The organism is Aquitalea denitrificans (genome assembly GCF_009856625.1).
Taxonomy (GTDB): Bacteria; Pseudomonadota; Gammaproteobacteria; order Burkholderiales; family Chromobacteriaceae; genus Aquitalea; species Aquitalea denitrificans.
On record NZ_CP047241.1, the window covers coordinates 727,078 to 743,522 of the forward strand.

The window sequence follows — 16,445 nt, forward strand, 5'->3', positions numbered from 1 at the left end:
ACTCACCACCTTTAAAAGCCGTGGGATTCGAACCCACAACCCGGTCGGATAAAACCGGATTCTTTTACCTTTTCACATCACTTCCATCGTACCGACGCCACCCTTGGCTCCGTCAAGCATGCCGACGGGTGGCCGGGGCGAGGTGTTAAGCGCCTGCCCTGTCTGAGCGATTTGACGTTAGCAAATCGCGAGTTCAGGCGCGCCTCGCTCCGGTCGGGCCCTGTCGGGCAGCCGCAGGCCATGCTTGTGGGGTGGCCTTGGAGGTGAAGGAGGGCTTGGCCAGGCAAGCCCTCTTTCCCGTCCGCCGCGCGGAAGCGGCGTGGAAAACATCATCCGCGCAGCGGACTCCCACTCAACCCGCCTGCATCACCCGCCGGGCCTGGCGCTGCAAACGGCCACGCAGTTGCTGATGACACGCCGTCGCCAGCACTAACAGCTCGCCATTATCCGCGGCGATACCCTGTGGCGTGGCAATCTGCTGCGCCAGCGCCTGCAAGGGCGTGGCCGAACTGTTCAGCCCCAGCAAGCGACCATGCGCATGGCGCAAAGGGTGGTCCGGCGTGTAATCCAGCGTCAGCAACCAGTGCGAATGCTGCCAGCGCATACCCTGCGTCAATACCGCCTGCAACACCGCATGGCTCACCTGCACCCCGGCCTCCGCCGCCAGTGCCAGAGCCTGCTCCCAACGTGGGGCAGCGGGTGGCAACTGCGCCAGCGCGGGCAGCAGCTCGCTGTTCAATCAGTTACGCAGCTGCCGTGCCAGTGGTTTGCCGCTGCGACGCAAGACGCGCAGCAGGGCGGTGGCAAGCCAGCACTCTGGCTGTTCATCGCCAACCGGGGCGATACCGGTGTTGGGATCGGCGCTCAGTAATTGCTGGATACGACGTCCCAGCCGACGGCCAATGACGGCCAGTACATCGCCGCTGTACAGCCACCATTGGCCGTCGTGGTGCAGCACATGCAGTGGTTTGCCGTGGTAGTAGAAGCAAAGGGGAGGGGGATGTTGGGGATGCGAAGGGGGTTGTTTGGTCATGGAAATGGCCTTCTGTTGAGTCGTTGAAAGTTACCCCTGTTGAGAGGGTGGTCAGGCACTTCAACACCGCCAACAGTAACGGCCCGCAGTTTTTCCCGGTTACCCGGGTATTGCATGGCTGCGCGCTACCCGACCATAGGCTGTGCATTGTCTACAAAAACAGACAATGACAAAACCGATGGACGTAGAAATGCCGCAAGACTAACGGATGCGGCAGCCGCTGTTGAGGGTGTGTTGAGCACCAGCGGCACACTGTAGCGATGGGGGGAGGGGGTGGAAACTGCTCGAAGGGGAAGGTGAGCAGGACCTTGCTTGCCGGGAAACTACTGTACCGACGCCACCCTTGGCCCCGTCAAGCATGCCGACGGGAGGCCGGGGCGAGGTGTTAAGCGCCTGTCCTGTCTGAGCGATTTGACGTTAGCAAATCGCGAGTTCAGGCGCGCCTCGCTCCGGGCGGGACCTGTCGGGCAGCCGCAGGCATGCTTGCGGGGTGGCCTTGGAGGTGAAGGAGGGCTTGGCCAGGCAAGCCCTCTTTCCCGTCCGCCGCGCGGGAGCGGCATGGAAAACATCATCCGCGTAGCGGATACAAACCTGTATTTACTACGTAGCTGCAATCGGCCCCCGACCGGTGCTCATAGTCAGAGAAGCACTGTACCGACGTTGCTCCATTCCCTGCCCGCCGCGCGGAAGCGGCATGTAAACCATCATCCGCGTGAGCGGATTCCCGACCAGCCATAACACCGCCCAGCTGCCCGGCTACATCATCACTTCAACAAATAGCTCAGCACGATGCCTGCCATCAGCACCGCACCGACGCGGTTATTGTCCAGAAAAGCCTTGAAGCACAGCCCGCGGTCGCGGGTGCGGATTTCCAGATACTGCTTGGCAATCAAGCCCAGGCTGATGACCAGCGCGGCAAAGAAGGGCCAGCCCAGGCTCAGGTGCAGGCCGATGCCGGTCATCATGATGATGAACACGGCATGGCACAGCATGATGCCGGTGACGTCGTGATCGCCAAAGGTGATGGCTGAGGTCTTGATGCCGATTTTCAGGTCATCCGGCTTGTCGGCCATGGCATAGGCGGTGTCGTAAGCCACGGTCCAGAAGGCATTGGCCACCAGCAGCAGCCAGGCCAGCGCGGGAACGTGATTGTTGAGCGCGGCAAAGGCCATCGGAATGCCAAAAGAAAAGGCAATGCCCAGATAAGCCTGTGGCATGGGGAAGAAGCGCTTGGTAAAGGGGTAGCTGGCGGCTACGAAAACGGCTGGCACGCTCATCAGCCAGGTCAGCTGGTTGAGCGGCAAAATCAGCAGGAAGGAGAGAATGGCCAGCACCAGGGCCAGCAGCAACGCTTCACGCTCGGTCACCGCGCCACGGGCAAACGGGCGTTGGCTGGTGCGCTCCACATGCATGTCGTAGTGGCGGTCGGCATAGTCGTTGATGACGCAGCCGGCCGAGCGCATCAGGAAGGTGCCCAGTACGAAAATCAGCACCACCAGCGGGTCCGGCTTGCCATTGCCGGCTATCCACAGCCCCCACAGGGTAGGCCACAGCAGCAGCAAGGTGCCGATAGGCTTGTCCATGCGCATCAGCTGCTTGTAAACGGTGTAGCGATCTTTCAGGGCGTGCAATGTCATCGGGCAAAGTCTTTCAGGGCGGGCAGGAACACCTCGCATACCACCATGGGAGCGTCATCCAGCACAAAGCGGCAGCGGCGTGCCGTCAGGCTGTCAGCCTCGGCCTCACTGGCCTGATGCAGCGGATGGGTGCTGTCCAGTTGCCGGTAATGCAGGGCAGCGCGCTGCAGTTGCGGCAGGCCGCCAAACAGGGTGAAGCCCAGCGAGCGGCTGCCACGGTCCAGAATCGGCTGCCATACCGGGCAGTCCAGCCGGGCGATGCTGCGGGCATAGACCACCGGGGTGTCATCCAGGGTAAGCCGGACATGGCGGGCGTAGAGCGGGCTGCCGGCTGGGAGGCCTAGCAGTATCGCTTCATCCGGGTGGGCCGTGCTTGCTCCCTGAAACAGGAGCTGTACGCCAAAGCGGTGGCCGGTGGCCATCAACCGTTCGGTGAGCGAGCCGGGCTCGGAGACAAAACCAAGCAGGGCCGGTGCCAGTGCGGGTGGCTGGAGCAGCCAGTGCGAATCCTCAATCATGGCGCGCATTATGCCAAAGCCCGGTGCCGCTTGTCCTGTTTGTCACCTGTAATACGACAATGGGCTTGTCTGTTTATTTCACCGGCGGGCAGCGGCAGGTATGATGAAAGCCCCGTGTCCTTGCCCACTGCCAGACTTGTGGCGGCCAGTTGCCGCAAGCGGAATGACAATCATGATTGAAACCCTGTTGTGGCTGGTAGGCTACCAGCTGGCTGGAGAACTGATCAGCCGCACTTTTTCCTTGCCCTTGCCTGGCCCGGTGCTGGGCATGCTGTTGCTGTTTGCCACCCTGGCCTTGCGCAAATCCGTACCGGAAAGCATGAAGCAGAATGTGCCGCGCTTTCTGTCGCATCTGTCACTGCTGTTCATTCCGGCTGGGGCCGCCGTGCTGGCCTACCGTGACTTGCTGGCCGGTTTCGGCTGGCAGCTGATTGTGGTGCTGGTGCTGTCCACCACGCTGACCCTGCTGCTGCCCGGCCTGTTGCTCAAGCTGCTGCTGGCGCGCCATCGACATCAGGAGGGCGCATGAATACCGATGCAGCCATGAGCGTGATCCGCACCTCGCCCTTGACCGGGGTGTTTGTCACCTTGCTGGCCTACAAGCTGGCGGTGCTGTTCAACCGCCGCTGCAAGGGGCATCCCTTGTCCAATCCGGTGCTGATCGGCGTGCTGCTGCTGCTGGCCTGGTTGCTGGCTACCGGCACCGGCTACCGCGATTACATGAAGGGCGGGGTGATGGTGCAGATGCTGCTGGGCCCGGCCACGGTGGCACTGGCCGTGCCGCTGTATGGCAATCTGTCCCGGCTGAAGCGTGCAGCCGGCCCCCTGGCCATTACCATCGGGTTTGGTGGCCTGGTGGGCATTGTGAGTGCGGTGGGGGTGGGCTGGCTGCTGCAATTGCCGCAGCAGGTGTTGCTGTCGCTGACTACCCGTGCGGTCACCACGCCGATTGCCATGAGTGTGTCGCAGGGCATCGGCGGTATTCCGGAGTTGTCGGCCATGTTTGTCATCCTGTCCGGCATTTTCGGTGCGGTCATTGTCAAACCCCTGTTTGGCCTGCTGGGGCTGCGCGACGATATGGTGCTGGGGACGGCAACCGGGATCTCCGCCCACGGCATTGGCACGGCCAGGGTGTTTCAACTGTCGGAAACGGCGGGTGCCTTTGCTGGCCTCGCCATGGGGTTGAACGGTGTGGTGACGGCCATTCTGGTGCCGTTGCTGGCACCCTTTCTGCATTAGCACCAGGCTGGGGGCTAGGTGTTTGTCCGACATGTGGCTGACACACGGCTGGTGTAGGCTGCCGCACAGCCAAGCTGCTGTAGCGGGTATAAGCTGCTGTACAGAGAGGCGACTCCGCCTTATCGTGGCGCAGCACCAACAACAATAACGGAGGTGAATGATGGATCTGATTCTGTGGCGCCATGCCGAAGCGGAAGAGGGGTCGGATGATCTAGCGCGCGCACTGACGCGTCGTGGCCAGCAGCAGGCCAGCCAGATGGCCGCTTGGCTGCGCGACCGTCTGCCGCGCGATTTTATCTTGCTGGCATCCGAGGCCAAGCGCTCGCAGCAGACCGCTGCGCTGCTGAGCAAGCGTTATACCGTACTGCCGGAACTGAACCCGGATGCCTCGATTGAGGCGGTGATGCAGGCGGTCAACTGGCCCGAGGCGGGCAAAACCATCGTGCTGGTGGGGCATCAGCCCTATATCGGGCGTTTGTCCGCTCAGTTGCTGGGTGAGCAGCCCTTGTTGTGGAGCGTGAAAAAAGGTGCGGTCTGGTGGCTGAGCCATCGCGTTCGCCACGATCTGGAGCAAGTACGCCTGAAGGTGATGATGACGCCGAGCATGCTGACACCTGGAGAGTGAATAATCCGGTTTGCGCAAAACCCGCCCAGATGGCGGGTTTTTTATTGTGCAGCAGAAAAAGAGGGCTCCCAAAGGAGCCCTTGATCAGCGGGTACCAAGCGGGCCGGAGCGGGCCCTGAGAGAGAGTCTTGGTAAGCAAATACTAAAAATACTTTTTACAAATTGCAATAGATGGTGGTCAGTCTGCCGTTGCGGCCAGCTGTTGGCGCAGCGTTTTTGCCACAGCTACCATGCCTTGCAGCGCGGCTTCCACTTCCGGCCAGCTGCGGGTTTTCAAGCCGCAATCCGGGTTGACCCATAAGCGGCTGGCCGGAATCACCTGCAAGGCCTTGTGCAGCAGGACCTCCATATCGGCAGTGTGTGGCGTGCGCGGACTGTGGATGTCGTAGACGCCGGGGCCGATCTGGTTGGGATAATGGAAGCGGGCAAAATCCTGCAACAGCGCCATGTCCGAGCGCGAGGTTTCAATGGTGATCACGTCGGCGTCCAGGGCGGCAATCTGCGGCAGGATGTCGCCAAAGGCCGAGTAACACATATGGGTGTGAATCTGCGTGCTGTCATCCAGCTGCCAGCTGCATAGCCGGAAGGCTTCACCCGCCCAGCGCAGGTAGTCTGCCTGATCGGCTTTTTTCAGCGGCAGGCCTTCCCGGATGGCCGGTTCATCAATCTGGATGATGCGGATACCGGCATTTTCCAGCTCCAGCACTTCTTCATTCAGGGCCAGGGCAATCTGCTTGCACACGGTGCTGCGCGGCAGATCGTCCCGCACGAAGCTCCATTGCAGCAAGGTGACCGGCCCGGTGAGCATGCCTTTTACCGGGCGCTGCGTCAGGCTTTGGGCGTAGACGGCCCAACTGACGGTCATGGCCTGCGGCCGTGCCACATCGCCCACGATGATGGGCGGCTTGACGCAGCGGCTGCCATAGCTCTGGACCCAGCCCAGCTGGGTGAACACAAAGCCATCCAGTTGTTCGCCAAAGTATTCCACCATGTCGTTGCGCTCGGCCTCTCCATGTACCAGCACATCCAGGCCCAGCGCTTCCTGACGGCGGATGGCCAGGCTGATTTCTTCTTGCATGGCGCGCTGGTAGTCGGCGGCGGATAGCTCGCCACGGCGGAATGCTGCGCGGGCGCTGCGGATGCTGGCGGTTTGCGGAAAGGAGCCGATGGTGGTGGTGGGCAGCAGGGGGAGCTGCAACCAGTCCTGCTGTTGCTTGGCCCGGCTGGCGAAGGGGCTGCGGCGTTGGTCGGCACCCGGCGGCAGGGAGGCCAGCTTGTCCTGCACTGCTGGCCGGTGGATCAGCGGGCTGCTGCAGCGTATGGCCTGCACGTGATCGCTGGCCTGCAATTCATGCACGATGCTGCTGCGGCCTTGTTGCAGTCCGCGCTGCAGCAGTTTCAGTTCGTTCAGCTTTTGTACGGCAAAGGCCAGCCAGCTGCGGATGTCGGCATCCATGGTGGTTTCGGCGGCGGCATCCACCGGGCAGTGCAATAGCGAGCAGCTGGGCGCCAGCCACAGCCTGTCGCCCAGTTGTCCGGCCAGTGGCTCCAGCAGCTCCAGCTGGGCGGACAGATTACTGCGCCAGATATTGCGGCCATCCACGATGCCTGCCGAGAGAATCTTGTCAGTCGGCCAATGGGCGGCAAAAGCCGCTAGCTGCTCCGGTGCGCGCACCAGGTCCAGATGCAGGCCAGCTACCGGCAGCGTGGTGAGCAGGGATGCATGGTCTGCCACACTGCCAAAATAGCTGGCCAGCAGGATGTTGAGCGGGGTGGCGGCCAGTTGCCGGTAGGCAGTGCTGATGGCCTGCCGCCAGTCGGCGGGCAAGTCCAGTGCCAGGATGGGCTCGTCCAGTTGTACCCAGGACACGCCGGCTGCGGCCAGTTGCTGCAGTATGTTTTCGTAGCATGCCAGCAGTGCCGGCAGCAGTTGCAGCCGGTCAAAGTCGCCGCCTTTGCATTTGCCCAGCCACAGCAGGGAGACCGGCCCGATCAGTACCGGTTTGGTCCGGATGCCCAGTGCACGCGCCTCGGCCAACTGGGCCAGCAAGGGGGCCGGATTGGCGGCAAAACGGGTGTCGGCATGCCATTCCGGCACCAGGTAGTGATAGTTGGTATCAAACCACTTGGTCATTTCCAGCGCGGGCTGCTGCTGATTGCCGCGTGCCAGTTGGAAGTATTCCGCGCTGCTGAGCGTGGCGGCATCAAAGCCGAAGCGCGGCGGAATGGCCCCCACCAGAATCTGCGCATCCAGCGCGTGGTCGTACAAGGAGAAGTCACCCAGCGGCGACAGGGTGATGCCGGCACCCTTTTGCAGCAGCCAATGGCGCTGGCGCAGTTCACGCGCTCCCTGCCGCAGTGCCTGTTCGTCAATTTTGCCTTGCCAGTAGTCTTCCAGCAGAAATTTCAGCTCGCGCTTGGCGCCGATACGCGGGAATCCGCTCAGGTGCAGTGTGGTCATGGTGGCTCCTTGTGGTCAGTGGCTCCAGCATGGTGGATTCTGTTGTATGATTCAAACGCATAATTTTTGTATTTTGCATTAATAATTTTCATGAATAGCCGCGGGAGTCCATCATGCTGGAACTGCGCCATTTGCGCACCCTGATTGCCTTGCAGGAAACCGGCAGCGTTTCTCTGGCGGCAGAACGGGTGTTTCTCACCCAGTCAGCGCTGTCGCATCAGCTCAAACAACTGGAGGCCTACTATCAGCAGCCGCTGTTCGAACGCAAAAGCCAGCCACTGCGTTTTACCTTGGCCGGTGAGCGTCTGCTGGCGCTGGCCCATGAGCTGCTGGGCCGCGTGGCGGCGGCCGAGCGCGATGTGGCGCGTATCCGTGAGGGTGAGGCAGGGGAGTTGCGGGTGGCGGTGGAGTGCCATACCTGCTTTGACTGGCTGATGCCGGCCATGGATAGCTATCGTCAGCACTGGCCGGCGGTGGAGCTGGACATTGTGTCCGGCTTTCATGCCGACCCGGTCAGCCTGCTGCTGACGCAAAGGGCTGATCTGGCCATCGTGTCGGAAGTGGAAGCCCAAGCCGGCATCGTGCACCAGCCGCTGTTTGCCTACGAGATGGTGGGCATCGTGGCGCGGGATCATCCGCTGGCGGACAAAAAAGTGTGGCAGGCGGCGGATTTCGCCGACGAAACCCTGATCCAGTACCCGGTGCCGGATGACATGCTGGATTTGTGGCGCAAGGTGTTGTTACCCGCCGGGGTGAACCCGCCACGGCGCAGCAGCGAGCTGACGGTGGCCATCATCCAGTTGGTGGCCAGCCGGCGCGGGGTGGCGGCCTTGCCGTACTGGGCGGTACGGCCTTATCTGGAAAAGGGCTATGTGGTGGCGCGTACCATTGGCGATGAGGGCCTGCGCAGCGAGTTGTATGCCGCGGTGCGTAGCGAGGATGCGCCGCTTGCCTTCATGCAGGACTTTCTGGCCACGGTACGGGAGCGCAGCTTCGCCACGCTCCCCGGCTTGACCGTATTGGCCGGCTAAGCAGTCAGGGCCTAGACATGGTCGGCATGTTCGTCATGCCCTTCCATGCCCAGTTCCTGAATCTTGCGGGTGAGGGTATTGCGGCCCCAGCCCAGCAAGTGGGCGGCTTCCACCTTGCGGCCGCCGGTGTGGGCCAGCCCGGTGCGGATGCAGCTTTCTTCAAAGCGTCGGGTCAGGTCATCGATGATGCCGACTTCACCGGCGCGCAGTCGGCGTGCCACTTCTTCGGCCAGCCCCAGCGTCCAGTCCACCACGTGCACGGCGCTGCTGATCACCGGGCTGCCATCGCTCTCGGTGCTTGGTGCCGCGGCTTCCGGTTCGCGCAGTTCGGCGGGCAAGTCGCCCACTTCCACCTGCTGACCCGGTGCCATCACGGTAATCCACTGACACAGGTTTTCCAGTTCGCGCACATTACCGGTAAAGCTGTGGAACTTGATCACTTCCATGGCCGCTTCGGTCAGGCGTTTGGGCTCAACACCCAGGCTGCTGGCGCTTTTGGCCAGGAAATGGCGGGTCAGCAGCGGGATGTCCTCGCGCCGTTCGCGCAAGGGTGGCAGACGCAGGCGGATCACGTTCAGGCGGTGGAACAGGTCCTCCCGGAACAGGCCGCGTTTGACCCGGTCTTCCAGGTTCTGGTGCGTGGCGGCAATCACCCGCACATTGGCTTTGATCGGCACATGGCCGCCCACGCGGTAAAAGTGTCCGTCGGACAGCACGCGCAGCAAGCGGGTTTGCAGCTCGGTGGGCATGTCGCCGATTTCATCCAGAAACAGCGTGCCGCCTTCTGCCTCTTCAAAACGACCCCGACGGGTGGCCAGTGCGCCGGTAAATGCGCCTTTTTCGTGGCCGAACAGTTCGGACTCCAGCAAATCCTTGGGGATGGCCGCGGTATTCAAGGCAATGAAAGGCTTGCTGGAACGCACCGAATGGCGATGCAACGCCTCGGCCACCCGCTCCTTGCCGGTGCCGGATTCGCCGGTAATGAGCACGGTGACGTGCGATTGCGACAAGCGGCCAATGGCGCGGAACACGTCCTGCATGGCAGGGGCCTGGCCTAGCAGCACCGGCATGGCTTCCACCCCGCCGGTGGCTTCGATCTGGCTATTGCTTTCCGCCAGTGCGCGCTCAATCAGTTGCACCGCCTGGTCGACATCAAAGGGCTTGGGCAGGTATTCGAAGGCACCACCTTGAAAGGCGGCAACGGCGGAGTCCAGGTCGGAATGCGCGGTCATGATGATGACCGGCAATTGCGGATGATCCGCCTTTACCTTGGAAAGGAATTTCAGGCCGTCCGTCCCCGGCATGCGAATGTCGGAAATGATGACGCGCGGCGTGTTGTCGTACAGGGCGTTGAGTGCGTCATCGGCACTGGAAAAGCTGTCAAAGCCAATGCCGCTGCGGCCGAGCGCCTTTTCCAGTACCCAGCGGATGGCCTTGTCGTCATCGATGATCCACACCGGGTTATTCATAGCAGCCCTCGTTTCTGTTATTGGGTTCAATCCGTGTTGCTGAAGGGCAGCATCACGGTAAAGCAAGTCTGGCCGGGGCGGGATTCGAATTCGATGCTGCCGCCATGCTGGTGTACATAGGCCTGGGCCAGTGTCAGCCCCAAACCAGTGCCTTCGGCGCGTCCGGTGACCAGGGGATAGAAAATGTGATCCCTGATTTCTTCCGGAATGCCGGGGCCGTTGTCGACAATCTGCAATTTTAATGCCAGCAGGTGACGCTTCCGTGCCAGCGTGACTTGCCGGGCGACACGGGTGCGCAAAATCACCTCCCCCGTGGCCTTCATGGCCTGGATGGCATTCTTGACGATATTGAGCACCACCTGGATCAACTGCTCCTTGTCGGCCACCATATGCGGCAGGCTGGTGTCGTAATCGCGGCGGATGGTGAGGCCCTGCGGATACTCGGCCAACGCAATACTGCGTACCCGCTCCAGTACTTCGTGGATATTGATTTCGCTGCGCACATGACGGCGATGTGGAGCCAGCAGTCGGTCTACCAGTGACTGCAGGCGCAGTGCTTCTTCCTGGATGACCTCGGTGTATTCCTTCAGCTCGGGGCGGTCGGACAGCTCATGTTCCAGCAACTGGGCGGCCCCACGGATTCCCCCCAGCGGATTCTTGATTTCATGCGCCAGGTTACGAATCAGCTCGCGATTGGCCTGCTGTTGCAGCAAAAGCCGCTCTTCATTGGCAATTTTCAGTTGCTGGTCCAGTGGCCGCAGCTCTACCAGCGCCAGTCGGCCTTCGGCATCAATGGGGGTGACAGACAGGGCAATGTGCAGCGGCTGCTCGCCATGCGGAGTGCGTAGTTCGAGATCGTGCTCGATATAACTGGAGTTATGTTGTAAGGCGGTGGTCAGTGCCTGGCGCAAGGCGGGGCTGTCTTGCAGCAACTCGAACAGCGAGTGGCGCAGCAACTCACGCCGGCCAATGGCCAGCAAGTTTTCACAGGCGGGGTTGGCAAACTCGAGTCTGCCGTCGGCGTGGGCAATCAGCACCGGGGTGTCGAGTAATTCCAGGCCGGCAAAGCTGGGAGAGTTCATGGTGCTCCGAATCGGATGGGGCTGTGCCTGAAGCTATTAGCAATAAGCACGCCAAGCCAGAGCACAGCGGATGCACGAAATCGGCCTTAATTATGCACCATTATTGTGCGGAAGATGCAGATTGCCCCAATTCGCGGCGTAGTGCGTCCACATTCTTCTGCCGATCGGTTACCGCGTCCTTCAGCTTCTGTACCCGGTCCAGGTATTTCTGGTAGTTCCGGGTTTCATCGCCGTTGCGGGTGGCTGCGCCGTCGGTATAGGCTTTTTGTGCATCAGCCAGCGCCTTTTGCTCGTTGGCCAGTTCGCCTTCCAGAATCTTGCGCCGGCCTTCATCCCGCTTGGTCTGGGTACCGTTGTCCACACTGGGATAGCCGTCCGGTGTCGAGGCAGGCTTGCCGCTGCCCGACGTGTGTGGCTTGCTGTTGCCATAGGTTGATAGCGGTGCCAGGTGCATGGGCTTTGCTCCCTTGATCGGCACATTGGTGAAGGTGACATTGCCATTGGCGTCGATGTATTTGTATACCTCGGCATGGGCAAGGCCACAGGTCAGCAGCAGGCAGAAAGCAAGGGTTTTCATGGTGTCGGGCATCTGCGGTGAAAACGGGTGGACGTGACACTATGATAAGCAAAAGGTTGGCTCGCGTCACATCTGCATGACAACAATGCCACTGCAGTCATGCCGCATATCATCCTGATTGTGTCATCATGCGGTCCGGCTTCCCGTCGTGCCAATGGCATGCCATGTGACTGGATTTGATGTCCGGTATTCATGCAGAAGGTGAATGAGGAAATGTTTGCAGTCATCCGTTCAGGCCATCACCTTGTAACTTTACAGAAAGCTTGCTCATGCTGATCCAGTTGCTTTATTCCAGCAAAGCCACCACGGCCCTGTCGCCTGCTGAATTGACGGTAATCCTGGACAAGTCTGTGGCCAATAATCAGGCCAGGCAGATCACCGGCCTGTTGCTATACCGCGATGGTTGTTTCTTGCAGCTGCTGGAAGGTGAAGCTGACGTGGTGGAAGCGGCTTTCAGGAGAATCAGCCTTGATCCGCGCCATCATCAGGTGGAGTCCCTGTTTCGCAGTGAATGCAAGCAACGCGAGTTTGCCCAGTGGTATATGGGTTTCCATATACCGCAGCCAGAGGCGCTGGCGCGCTTTCCCCAGTTTGCCCCGGTGTTCGACCCGGGATTTGATGTCAGCCAGCTGGTCGTTGCGCCACAAGATGGTTTGGCCATGCTCAAGGTTTTTGCCGGGCTACCGGGCTGAGCGCTCCCAAGTGGCAGCTGGCAGCCATGAAAAAACCCGCACAAGCAGCGCTGTGCGGGTTTTCTGTATCTGGCAAGGCGTCAAGAGACACCCAAACCTGATTACAGCGAGTAGTACATTGCAAATTCTACCGGGTGGGTAGTCATGCGGGTCAGGTTCACTTCCTGCATCTTCAATTCGATGTAGGCGTCAATCCATTCGTTGGAGAACACACCGCCACGGGTCAGGAAGTCGCGGTCTGCGTCCAGGGCCGCCAGGGCTTCGTCCAGGCTGGCGCACACGGTCGGGATCAGCTTGTCTTCTTCCGGCGGCAGGTCGTACAGGTTCTTGTCAGCGGCATCGCCCGGGTGAATCTTGTTCTGGATACCATCCAGACCGGCCATCAGCAGTGCGGAGAAGCACAGGTACGGGTTAGCCAGCGGATCCGGGAAACGGGCTTCGATACGACGGCCCTTCGGATTGGCAACGTGCGGGATACGGATGGAAGCGGAACGGTTCTTGGCGGAGTAGGCCAGTTTTACCGGGGCTTCGTAATGTGGAACCAGACGCTTGTAAGAGTTGGTACCCGGGTTGGTGATGGCGTTCAGAGCCTTGGCGTGCTTGATGATACCGCCGATGTAGTACAGGGCGGTGTCGGACAGGCCAGCATAGCCGTCGCCAGCAAACAGGTTCTTGCCGTCTTTCCAGATGGACTGGTGAACGTGCATGCCGGAACCGTTGTCACCAACGATGGGCTTGGGCATGAAGGTAGCGGTCTTGCCGTAGCTGTGCGCCACGTTTTGAACCACGTACTTCAGGATCTGGGTCCAGTCGGCACGCTGGGTCAGGGTGCTGAACTTGGTGCCGATTTCCATCTGGCCGGCAGTGGCCACTTCGTGGTGGTGAACTTCAACCGGTACACCCAGTTCTTCCAGCAGCAGAACCATGGCGGAACGCAGGTCTTGTGCGGAGTCAACCGGCGGAACCGGGAAGTAGCCACCCTTCACGCCCGGACGGTGACCGGTGTTGCCACCTTCGAATTCTTCAGCGGAGGCCCATGCAGCTTCTTCGGACTTGATCTTCACGAAGCAACCGGACATGTCGGTGCCCCAGGTGATGCTGTCGAATACGAAGAATTCCGGTTCCGGACCGAAGTAGGCGGTATCGCCCAGGCCAGAGGCTTTCAGGTAGGCTTCAGCACGCTTGGCGATGGAGCGCGGGTCACGGTCGTAGCCCTTGCCATCGGCCGGGTCGATCACGTCACATGACATGAATACGGTGGGTTCATCGAAGAAAGGGTCGATCTTGGCGGTGGCCGGGTCAGCCATCAGCAGCATGTCAGAAGCCTGGATACCCTTCCAGCCCGCGATCGAAGAGCCATCGAACGCGTGGCCGTGCTCGAACCATTCATCAGCATCTTCCAGCAGAACGTGTGCCGGGATGGTAACGTGTTGTTCTTTACCACGGGTGTCAGTAAAGCGCAGGTCTACGAACTTGACGTCGTTTTCTTGAATCAGCTTGACTACGTCTGCAACCGCCATGAATGTTCTCCTAAAGGCAACGTGCATCGAAAGCAATATTGCTTGATAAAGATGGTACGCTTCGCTTGAAGCATGAAGCGTGCCAGGCTAAGAACGCTAATTTAATCATTGTGTCACAGGGTATCCGGTCCGGCTAGTCATTCGGATTGCACCAAAATGGGATGCTGCATTGTGCGCACGCACCAATTCAGTGCGATTGGCAATCCGCAGATGTATCCGGGTGCCAAGTCAGCCCGCGTGCATAGGGTGGCATGGCTACATTACAAGGAAAGGAAGCTTCGATATGGAACAGTCCGCAGTCATTTTGCAAACCGCTGCCGAACGTGCAGCAAGCCAGCAACTGGGCTATCAGGGGGCATTGACGCCGCCGGAGGCTTATTATCTGACCCAGCATCTGGAGGGGGCGGTGCTGGTGGATGTCCGCAGTGCTGCAGAGTGGCAATTCGTGGGTGTGGTACCCGGTGCTTTGCGTATCGAGCTGCGCACTTTCCCCGGTATGCAGCCTAATCCGCAGTTCACTGCCCAATTGCAGGGCGCAGTAGACAAGCAGGCAATGCTGCTGCTGATGTGCCGAAGCGGGGTGCGTTCGCATGAGGCGGCGGTAATGGCCGCTGCTGCTGGCTACAGCCGGGTTTACAACGTGCTGGAGGGTTTTGAAGGCGATAAGGACGGGCTGGAGCATCGCGGCAATCTGACCGGCTGGAAAGCCCACGGCCTGCCCTGGGTACAGGGCTGAACAGGGTCTAAATTGTTGGGACAGGGGTATTGACCGGTTGATGTTTATGACGTTACACGGCAAAGTGCTACCTCAGCAGATGAACCGCATGATGCGGTAGCACCACAGGAATCCAAGAAAGCTGATCATGACCAACCGTTACGCCGTCATCGGTAACCCCGTTTCCCATAGCCAGTCGCCGTTTATCCACAGTGAATTTGCCCGCGCCACCGGCGAGGCCGTGCAATATGAAAAGCTGTTTGCCGAATTGGGCAAATTCGACGAAGTGGTTGGCCAGTTCGTACAAAATGGCGGTCTGGGCCTGAATGTCACCCTGCCGTTCAAGGGTGATGCCTTCCGTATGGCGCAGGAAGTCACTGAACGCGCCCGTGCTGCCGAAGCGGTGAATACCCTGACTTTCCGCGATGGCAAGGTATATGGCGACAATACCGACGGCGTCGGTCTGGTGCGCGATATCGTGGAAAATCTCGATTTTCCGATGGAAGGCAAAAGCATCCTCATTCTGGGTGCCGGCGGTGCCGTGCGCGGTGTGCTGGAGCCAATCCTGGAGCAGAAACCGGCTAAGGTCACCATTGCCAATCGCACCCTGATCAAGGCGGAATCCATCGCCCACCATTTTGCGCCCTGGGGTGCTGTGGTGGCCAGCGGCTACGAGGCGCTGGAAGGCAAAACCTTTGACATCATCATCAACGGGACTTCCACTAGCCTGCACAACGAAATTCCACCACTGCCGGCAAACATCTTTACCGCGCGCACACTGGCTTACGACATGGTGTACAGCAAGGGCCTCACCCCTTTCCTTAAGCGTGCCCAAAGCGAAAATGCCGGCATGCTGGCTGATGGCCTGGGCATGCTGGTGGAGCAGGCTGCCGAGTCCTTCCATATCTGGCGTGGTGTAAAGCCGGACACACGCAAGGTCACCAATATGCTGCGAGAAGTGCTGGCCTGATTGATGCGTCTTTTATTCAAGATCATGGCGGTCCTGGTGGCCGCCATTGTGTTGTACAACCTGTGGATTTTCGGTCACATCGTCTACTGGCGTAGCCACAACCCCTCTGCCAGTGCCTTCATGAACGAACAGCTAGCCAAATTACAGGAAGACGACCCCGCGGCCGAGTTGCGGCAGAAATGGGTGCCGTACGCCCAGATTTCTCCCAATCTCAAGCGCGCACTGATTGCTGCAGAAGACGCCAAGTTTGCCGACCACGAAGGTTTTGACTGGGATGGCATCGAGGCAGCATTCGAAAAGAACCTGAAGCAGGGCCATATTGTGGCCGGCGGTTCCACCATCAGCCAGCAATTGGCCAAGAACCTGTTTCTGTCCAGCAAGAAGACGCCCTGGCGCAAACTGGAAGAGGCGGCCATTACCGTCATGCTTGAGAAGGTATTGGACAAGCGCCGCATATTCGAGATTTACCTTAACGTTATTGAATGGGGCAATGGCGTATTTGGTGCGGAAGCGGCTGCTCGCTATTATTTCCGTACCGGTGCCGCCCGCCTGTCATCAGGCCAGGCTGCCAAACTGGCCGCCATGGTGCCCAATCCGCGTTACTACGATGAGCATCGCAACGCTCCCGGTCTGATGAAGAAAACCCGCATCATCCAGCGGCGCATGGCTTTCGCTGATCTCCCCTGATATCGCCCCCCTTGCTGGAAGGCAAGGGGGCTTCATGTTACAATCCCGCGCCTGTTTATACGTTCTGCCACACCGCAAGGCGTGGTATTGCACATGGACTTACCCAGTTACTCCATAGCCTCTGGCTTCCCTGTTTTTCCTGCTTGATTCCCGCCGTCACGACCGTGTAGCCCAGTCTCCGTCGCCATG

At 60.0% G+C, this 16,445-nt stretch carries 17 protein-coding genes; 8 read left to right on the forward strand and 9 right to left on the reverse strand.

What is annotated here, in order from left to right; all coding sequences use genetic code 11:
* Window positions 1-352: 352 nt before the first annotated feature.
* From GSR16_RS03300 to GSR16_RS03315, 4 genes are all read right to left on the reverse strand, one after another.
* Complete coding sequence (locus GSR16_RS03300; protein WP_159875123.1) at window positions 353-739, reverse strand: hypothetical protein; 387 nt, start codon at window positions 737-739, stop codon at window positions 353-355.
* Window positions 740-1,033, reverse strand: coding sequence for a hypothetical protein (locus GSR16_RS03305; RefSeq protein ID WP_159875124.1), 294 nt, complete (start codon window positions 1,031-1,033; stop codon window positions 740-742). It lies immediately after the preceding gene.
* 764 nt (window positions 1,034-1,797) lie between these two features.
* Window positions 1,798-2,670 carry a 4-hydroxybenzoate octaprenyltransferase gene (gene ubiA, locus GSR16_RS03310; RefSeq protein ID WP_159875125.1) on the reverse strand — a complete coding sequence of 291 codons (873 nt, stop codon included), beginning with the start codon at window positions 2,668-2,670 and terminating at the stop codon, window positions 1,798-1,800.
* Window positions 2,667-3,197: a chorismate--pyruvate lyase family protein gene (locus GSR16_RS03315; RefSeq protein WP_159875126.1), complete on the reverse strand. Its 531-nt coding sequence runs from the start codon at window positions 3,195-3,197 to the stop codon at window positions 2,667-2,669. Before GSR16_RS03315 ends, ubiA begins: the two co-directional genes overlap by 4 nt.
* A gap of 163 nt (window positions 3,198-3,360) precedes the next feature.
* Between GSR16_RS03315 and GSR16_RS03320 the strand changes: the two genes are divergently transcribed.
* The 3 genes from GSR16_RS03320 (at window position 3,361) to GSR16_RS03330 (ending at window position 5,052) form a co-directional block, all read left to right on the forward strand.
* Window positions 3,361-3,717, forward strand: coding sequence for a CidA/LrgA family protein (locus tag GSR16_RS03320; protein ID WP_159875127.1), 357 nt, complete (start codon window positions 3,361-3,363; stop codon window positions 3,715-3,717).
* Window positions 3,714-4,427 (forward strand): LrgB family protein, encoded by a 714-nt coding sequence (locus GSR16_RS03325; protein ID WP_159875128.1) that lies wholly within the window; start codon window positions 3,714-3,716, stop codon window positions 4,425-4,427. The genes GSR16_RS03320 and GSR16_RS03325 overlap by 4 nt, the downstream gene beginning before the upstream one ends.
* Before the next feature lie 157 nt (window positions 4,428-4,584).
* The gene (locus GSR16_RS03330; protein ID WP_240902591.1) at window positions 4,585-5,052 is read left to right on the forward strand and encodes a SixA phosphatase family protein; all 468 of its coding nucleotides are present in this window, start codon (window positions 4,585-4,587) and stop codon (window positions 5,050-5,052) included.
* A gap of 178 nt (window positions 5,053-5,230) precedes the next feature.
* Here the strand turns inward: GSR16_RS03330 and metE are convergent, their stop codons facing one another.
* Window positions 5,231-7,513, reverse strand: coding sequence for a 5-methyltetrahydropteroyltriglutamate--homocysteine S-methyltransferase (gene metE / locus GSR16_RS03335; protein WP_159875129.1), 2,283 nt, complete (start codon window positions 7,511-7,513; stop codon window positions 5,231-5,233).
* A gap of 113 nt (window positions 7,514-7,626) precedes the next feature.
* Here metE and GSR16_RS03340 point away from each other — a divergent pair, with 113 nt between their 5' ends.
* Window positions 7,627-8,544, forward strand: a complete 918-nt coding sequence (locus GSR16_RS03340; RefSeq protein ID WP_159875130.1) for a LysR family transcriptional regulator — start codon at window positions 7,627-7,629, stop codon at window positions 8,542-8,544.
* A gap of 11 nt (window positions 8,545-8,555) precedes the next feature.
* Here GSR16_RS03340 and ntrC read toward each other — a convergent pair whose 3' ends face one another.
* The 3 genes from ntrC to GSR16_RS03355 all read right to left on the reverse strand — a co-directional run bounded on the left by ntrC (window position 8,556) and on the right by GSR16_RS03355 (window position 11,672).
* The gene (gene ntrC, locus GSR16_RS03345) at window positions 8,556-10,013 is read right to left on the reverse strand and encodes a nitrogen regulation protein NR(I) (protein WP_159875131.1); all 1,458 of its coding nucleotides are present in this window, start codon (window positions 10,011-10,013) and stop codon (window positions 8,556-8,558) included.
* A gap of 26 nt (window positions 10,014-10,039) precedes the next feature.
* Complete coding sequence (glnL, locus tag GSR16_RS03350) at window positions 10,040-11,095, reverse strand: nitrogen regulation protein NR(II) (RefSeq protein WP_159875132.1); 1,056 nt, start codon at window positions 11,093-11,095, stop codon at window positions 10,040-10,042.
* Between the two features lie 100 nt (window positions 11,096-11,195).
* Complete coding sequence (locus tag GSR16_RS03355) at window positions 11,196-11,672, reverse strand: DUF4124 domain-containing protein (protein WP_159875133.1); 477 nt, start codon at window positions 11,670-11,672, stop codon at window positions 11,196-11,198.
* Between the two features lie 269 nt (window positions 11,673-11,941).
* Between GSR16_RS03355 and GSR16_RS03360 the strand changes: the two genes are divergently transcribed.
* Window positions 11,942-12,364, forward strand: a complete 423-nt coding sequence (locus tag GSR16_RS03360) for a BLUF domain-containing protein (RefSeq protein WP_159875134.1) — start codon at window positions 11,942-11,944, stop codon at window positions 12,362-12,364.
* A 101-nt stretch (window positions 12,365-12,465) separates the two neighbouring features.
* Here the strand turns inward: GSR16_RS03360 and glnA are convergent, their stop codons facing one another.
* Window positions 12,466-13,884 (reverse strand): type I glutamate--ammonia ligase, encoded by a 1,419-nt coding sequence (gene glnA, locus GSR16_RS03365; protein ID WP_159875135.1) that lies wholly within the window; start codon window positions 13,882-13,884, stop codon window positions 12,466-12,468.
* 283 nt (window positions 13,885-14,167) lie between these two features.
* Here glnA and GSR16_RS03370 point away from each other — a divergent pair, with 283 nt between their 5' ends.
* The 3 genes from GSR16_RS03370 to mtgA all read left to right on the forward strand — a co-directional run bounded on the left by GSR16_RS03370 (window position 14,168) and on the right by mtgA (window position 16,256).
* Window positions 14,168-14,620 carry a rhodanese-like domain-containing protein gene (locus GSR16_RS03370; protein WP_159875136.1) on the forward strand — a complete coding sequence of 151 codons (453 nt, stop codon included), beginning with the start codon at window positions 14,168-14,170 and terminating at the stop codon, window positions 14,618-14,620.
* A gap of 127 nt (window positions 14,621-14,747) precedes the next feature.
* Window positions 14,748-15,569, forward strand: a complete 822-nt coding sequence (aroE, locus tag GSR16_RS03375) for a shikimate dehydrogenase (protein ID WP_159875137.1) — start codon at window positions 14,748-14,750, stop codon at window positions 15,567-15,569.
* A 3-nt stretch (window positions 15,570-15,572) separates the two neighbouring features.
* Window positions 15,573-16,256 carry a monofunctional biosynthetic peptidoglycan transglycosylase gene (gene mtgA / locus GSR16_RS03380; protein WP_159875138.1) on the forward strand — a complete coding sequence of 228 codons (684 nt, stop codon included), beginning with the start codon at window positions 15,573-15,575 and terminating at the stop codon, window positions 16,254-16,256.
* Window positions 16,257-16,445 lie beyond the last annotated feature (189 nt).

Bases quoted from the DNA above. Each gene is read 5' to 3' on its own strand.
- GSR16_RS03305 (WP_159875124.1), bottom strand. From the start codon at position 1,033: ATGACCAAACAACCCCCTTCGCATCCCCAACATCCCCCTCCCCTTTGC.
- ubiA (WP_159875125.1), bottom strand. From the start codon at position 2,670: ATGACATTGCACGCCCTGAAAGATCGCTACACCGTTTACAAGCAGCTG.
- GSR16_RS03315 (WP_159875126.1), bottom strand. From the start codon at position 3,197: ATGCGCGCCATGATTGAGGATTCGCACTGGCTGCTCCAGCCACCCGCA.
- GSR16_RS03320 (WP_159875127.1), top strand. From the start codon at position 3,361: ATGATTGAAACCCTGTTGTGGCTGGTAGGCTACCAGCTGGCTGGAGAA.
- GSR16_RS03325 (WP_159875128.1), top strand. From the start codon at position 3,714: ATGAATACCGATGCAGCCATGAGCGTGATCCGCACCTCGCCCTTGACC.
- GSR16_RS03330 (WP_240902591.1), top strand. From the start codon at position 4,585: ATGATGGATCTGATTCTGTGGCGCCATGCCGAAGCGGAAGAGGGGTCG.
- metE (WP_159875129.1), bottom strand. From the start codon at position 7,513: ATGACCACACTGCACCTGAGCGGATTCCCGCGTATCGGCGCCAAGCGC.
- GSR16_RS03340 (WP_159875130.1), top strand. From the start codon at position 7,627: ATGCTGGAACTGCGCCATTTGCGCACCCTGATTGCCTTGCAGGAAACC.
- ntrC (WP_159875131.1), bottom strand. From the start codon at position 10,013: ATGAATAACCCGGTGTGGATCATCGATGACGACAAGGCCATCCGCTGG.
- glnL (WP_159875132.1), bottom strand. From the start codon at position 11,095: ATGAACTCTCCCAGCTTTGCCGGCCTGGAATTACTCGACACCCCGGTG.
- GSR16_RS03355 (WP_159875133.1), bottom strand. From the start codon at position 11,672: ATGAAAACCCTTGCTTTCTGCCTGCTGCTGACCTGTGGCCTTGCCCAT.
- GSR16_RS03360 (WP_159875134.1), top strand. From the start codon at position 11,942: ATGCTGATCCAGTTGCTTTATTCCAGCAAAGCCACCACGGCCCTGTCG.
- glnA (WP_159875135.1), bottom strand. From the start codon at position 13,884: ATGGCGGTTGCAGACGTAGTCAAGCTGATTCAAGAAAACGACGTCAAG.
- GSR16_RS03370 (WP_159875136.1), top strand. From the start codon at position 14,168: ATGGAACAGTCCGCAGTCATTTTGCAAACCGCTGCCGAACGTGCAGCA.
- aroE (WP_159875137.1), top strand. From the start codon at position 14,748: ATGACCAACCGTTACGCCGTCATCGGTAACCCCGTTTCCCATAGCCAG.
- mtgA (WP_159875138.1), top strand. From the start codon at position 15,573: ATGCGTCTTTTATTCAAGATCATGGCGGTCCTGGTGGCCGCCATTGTG.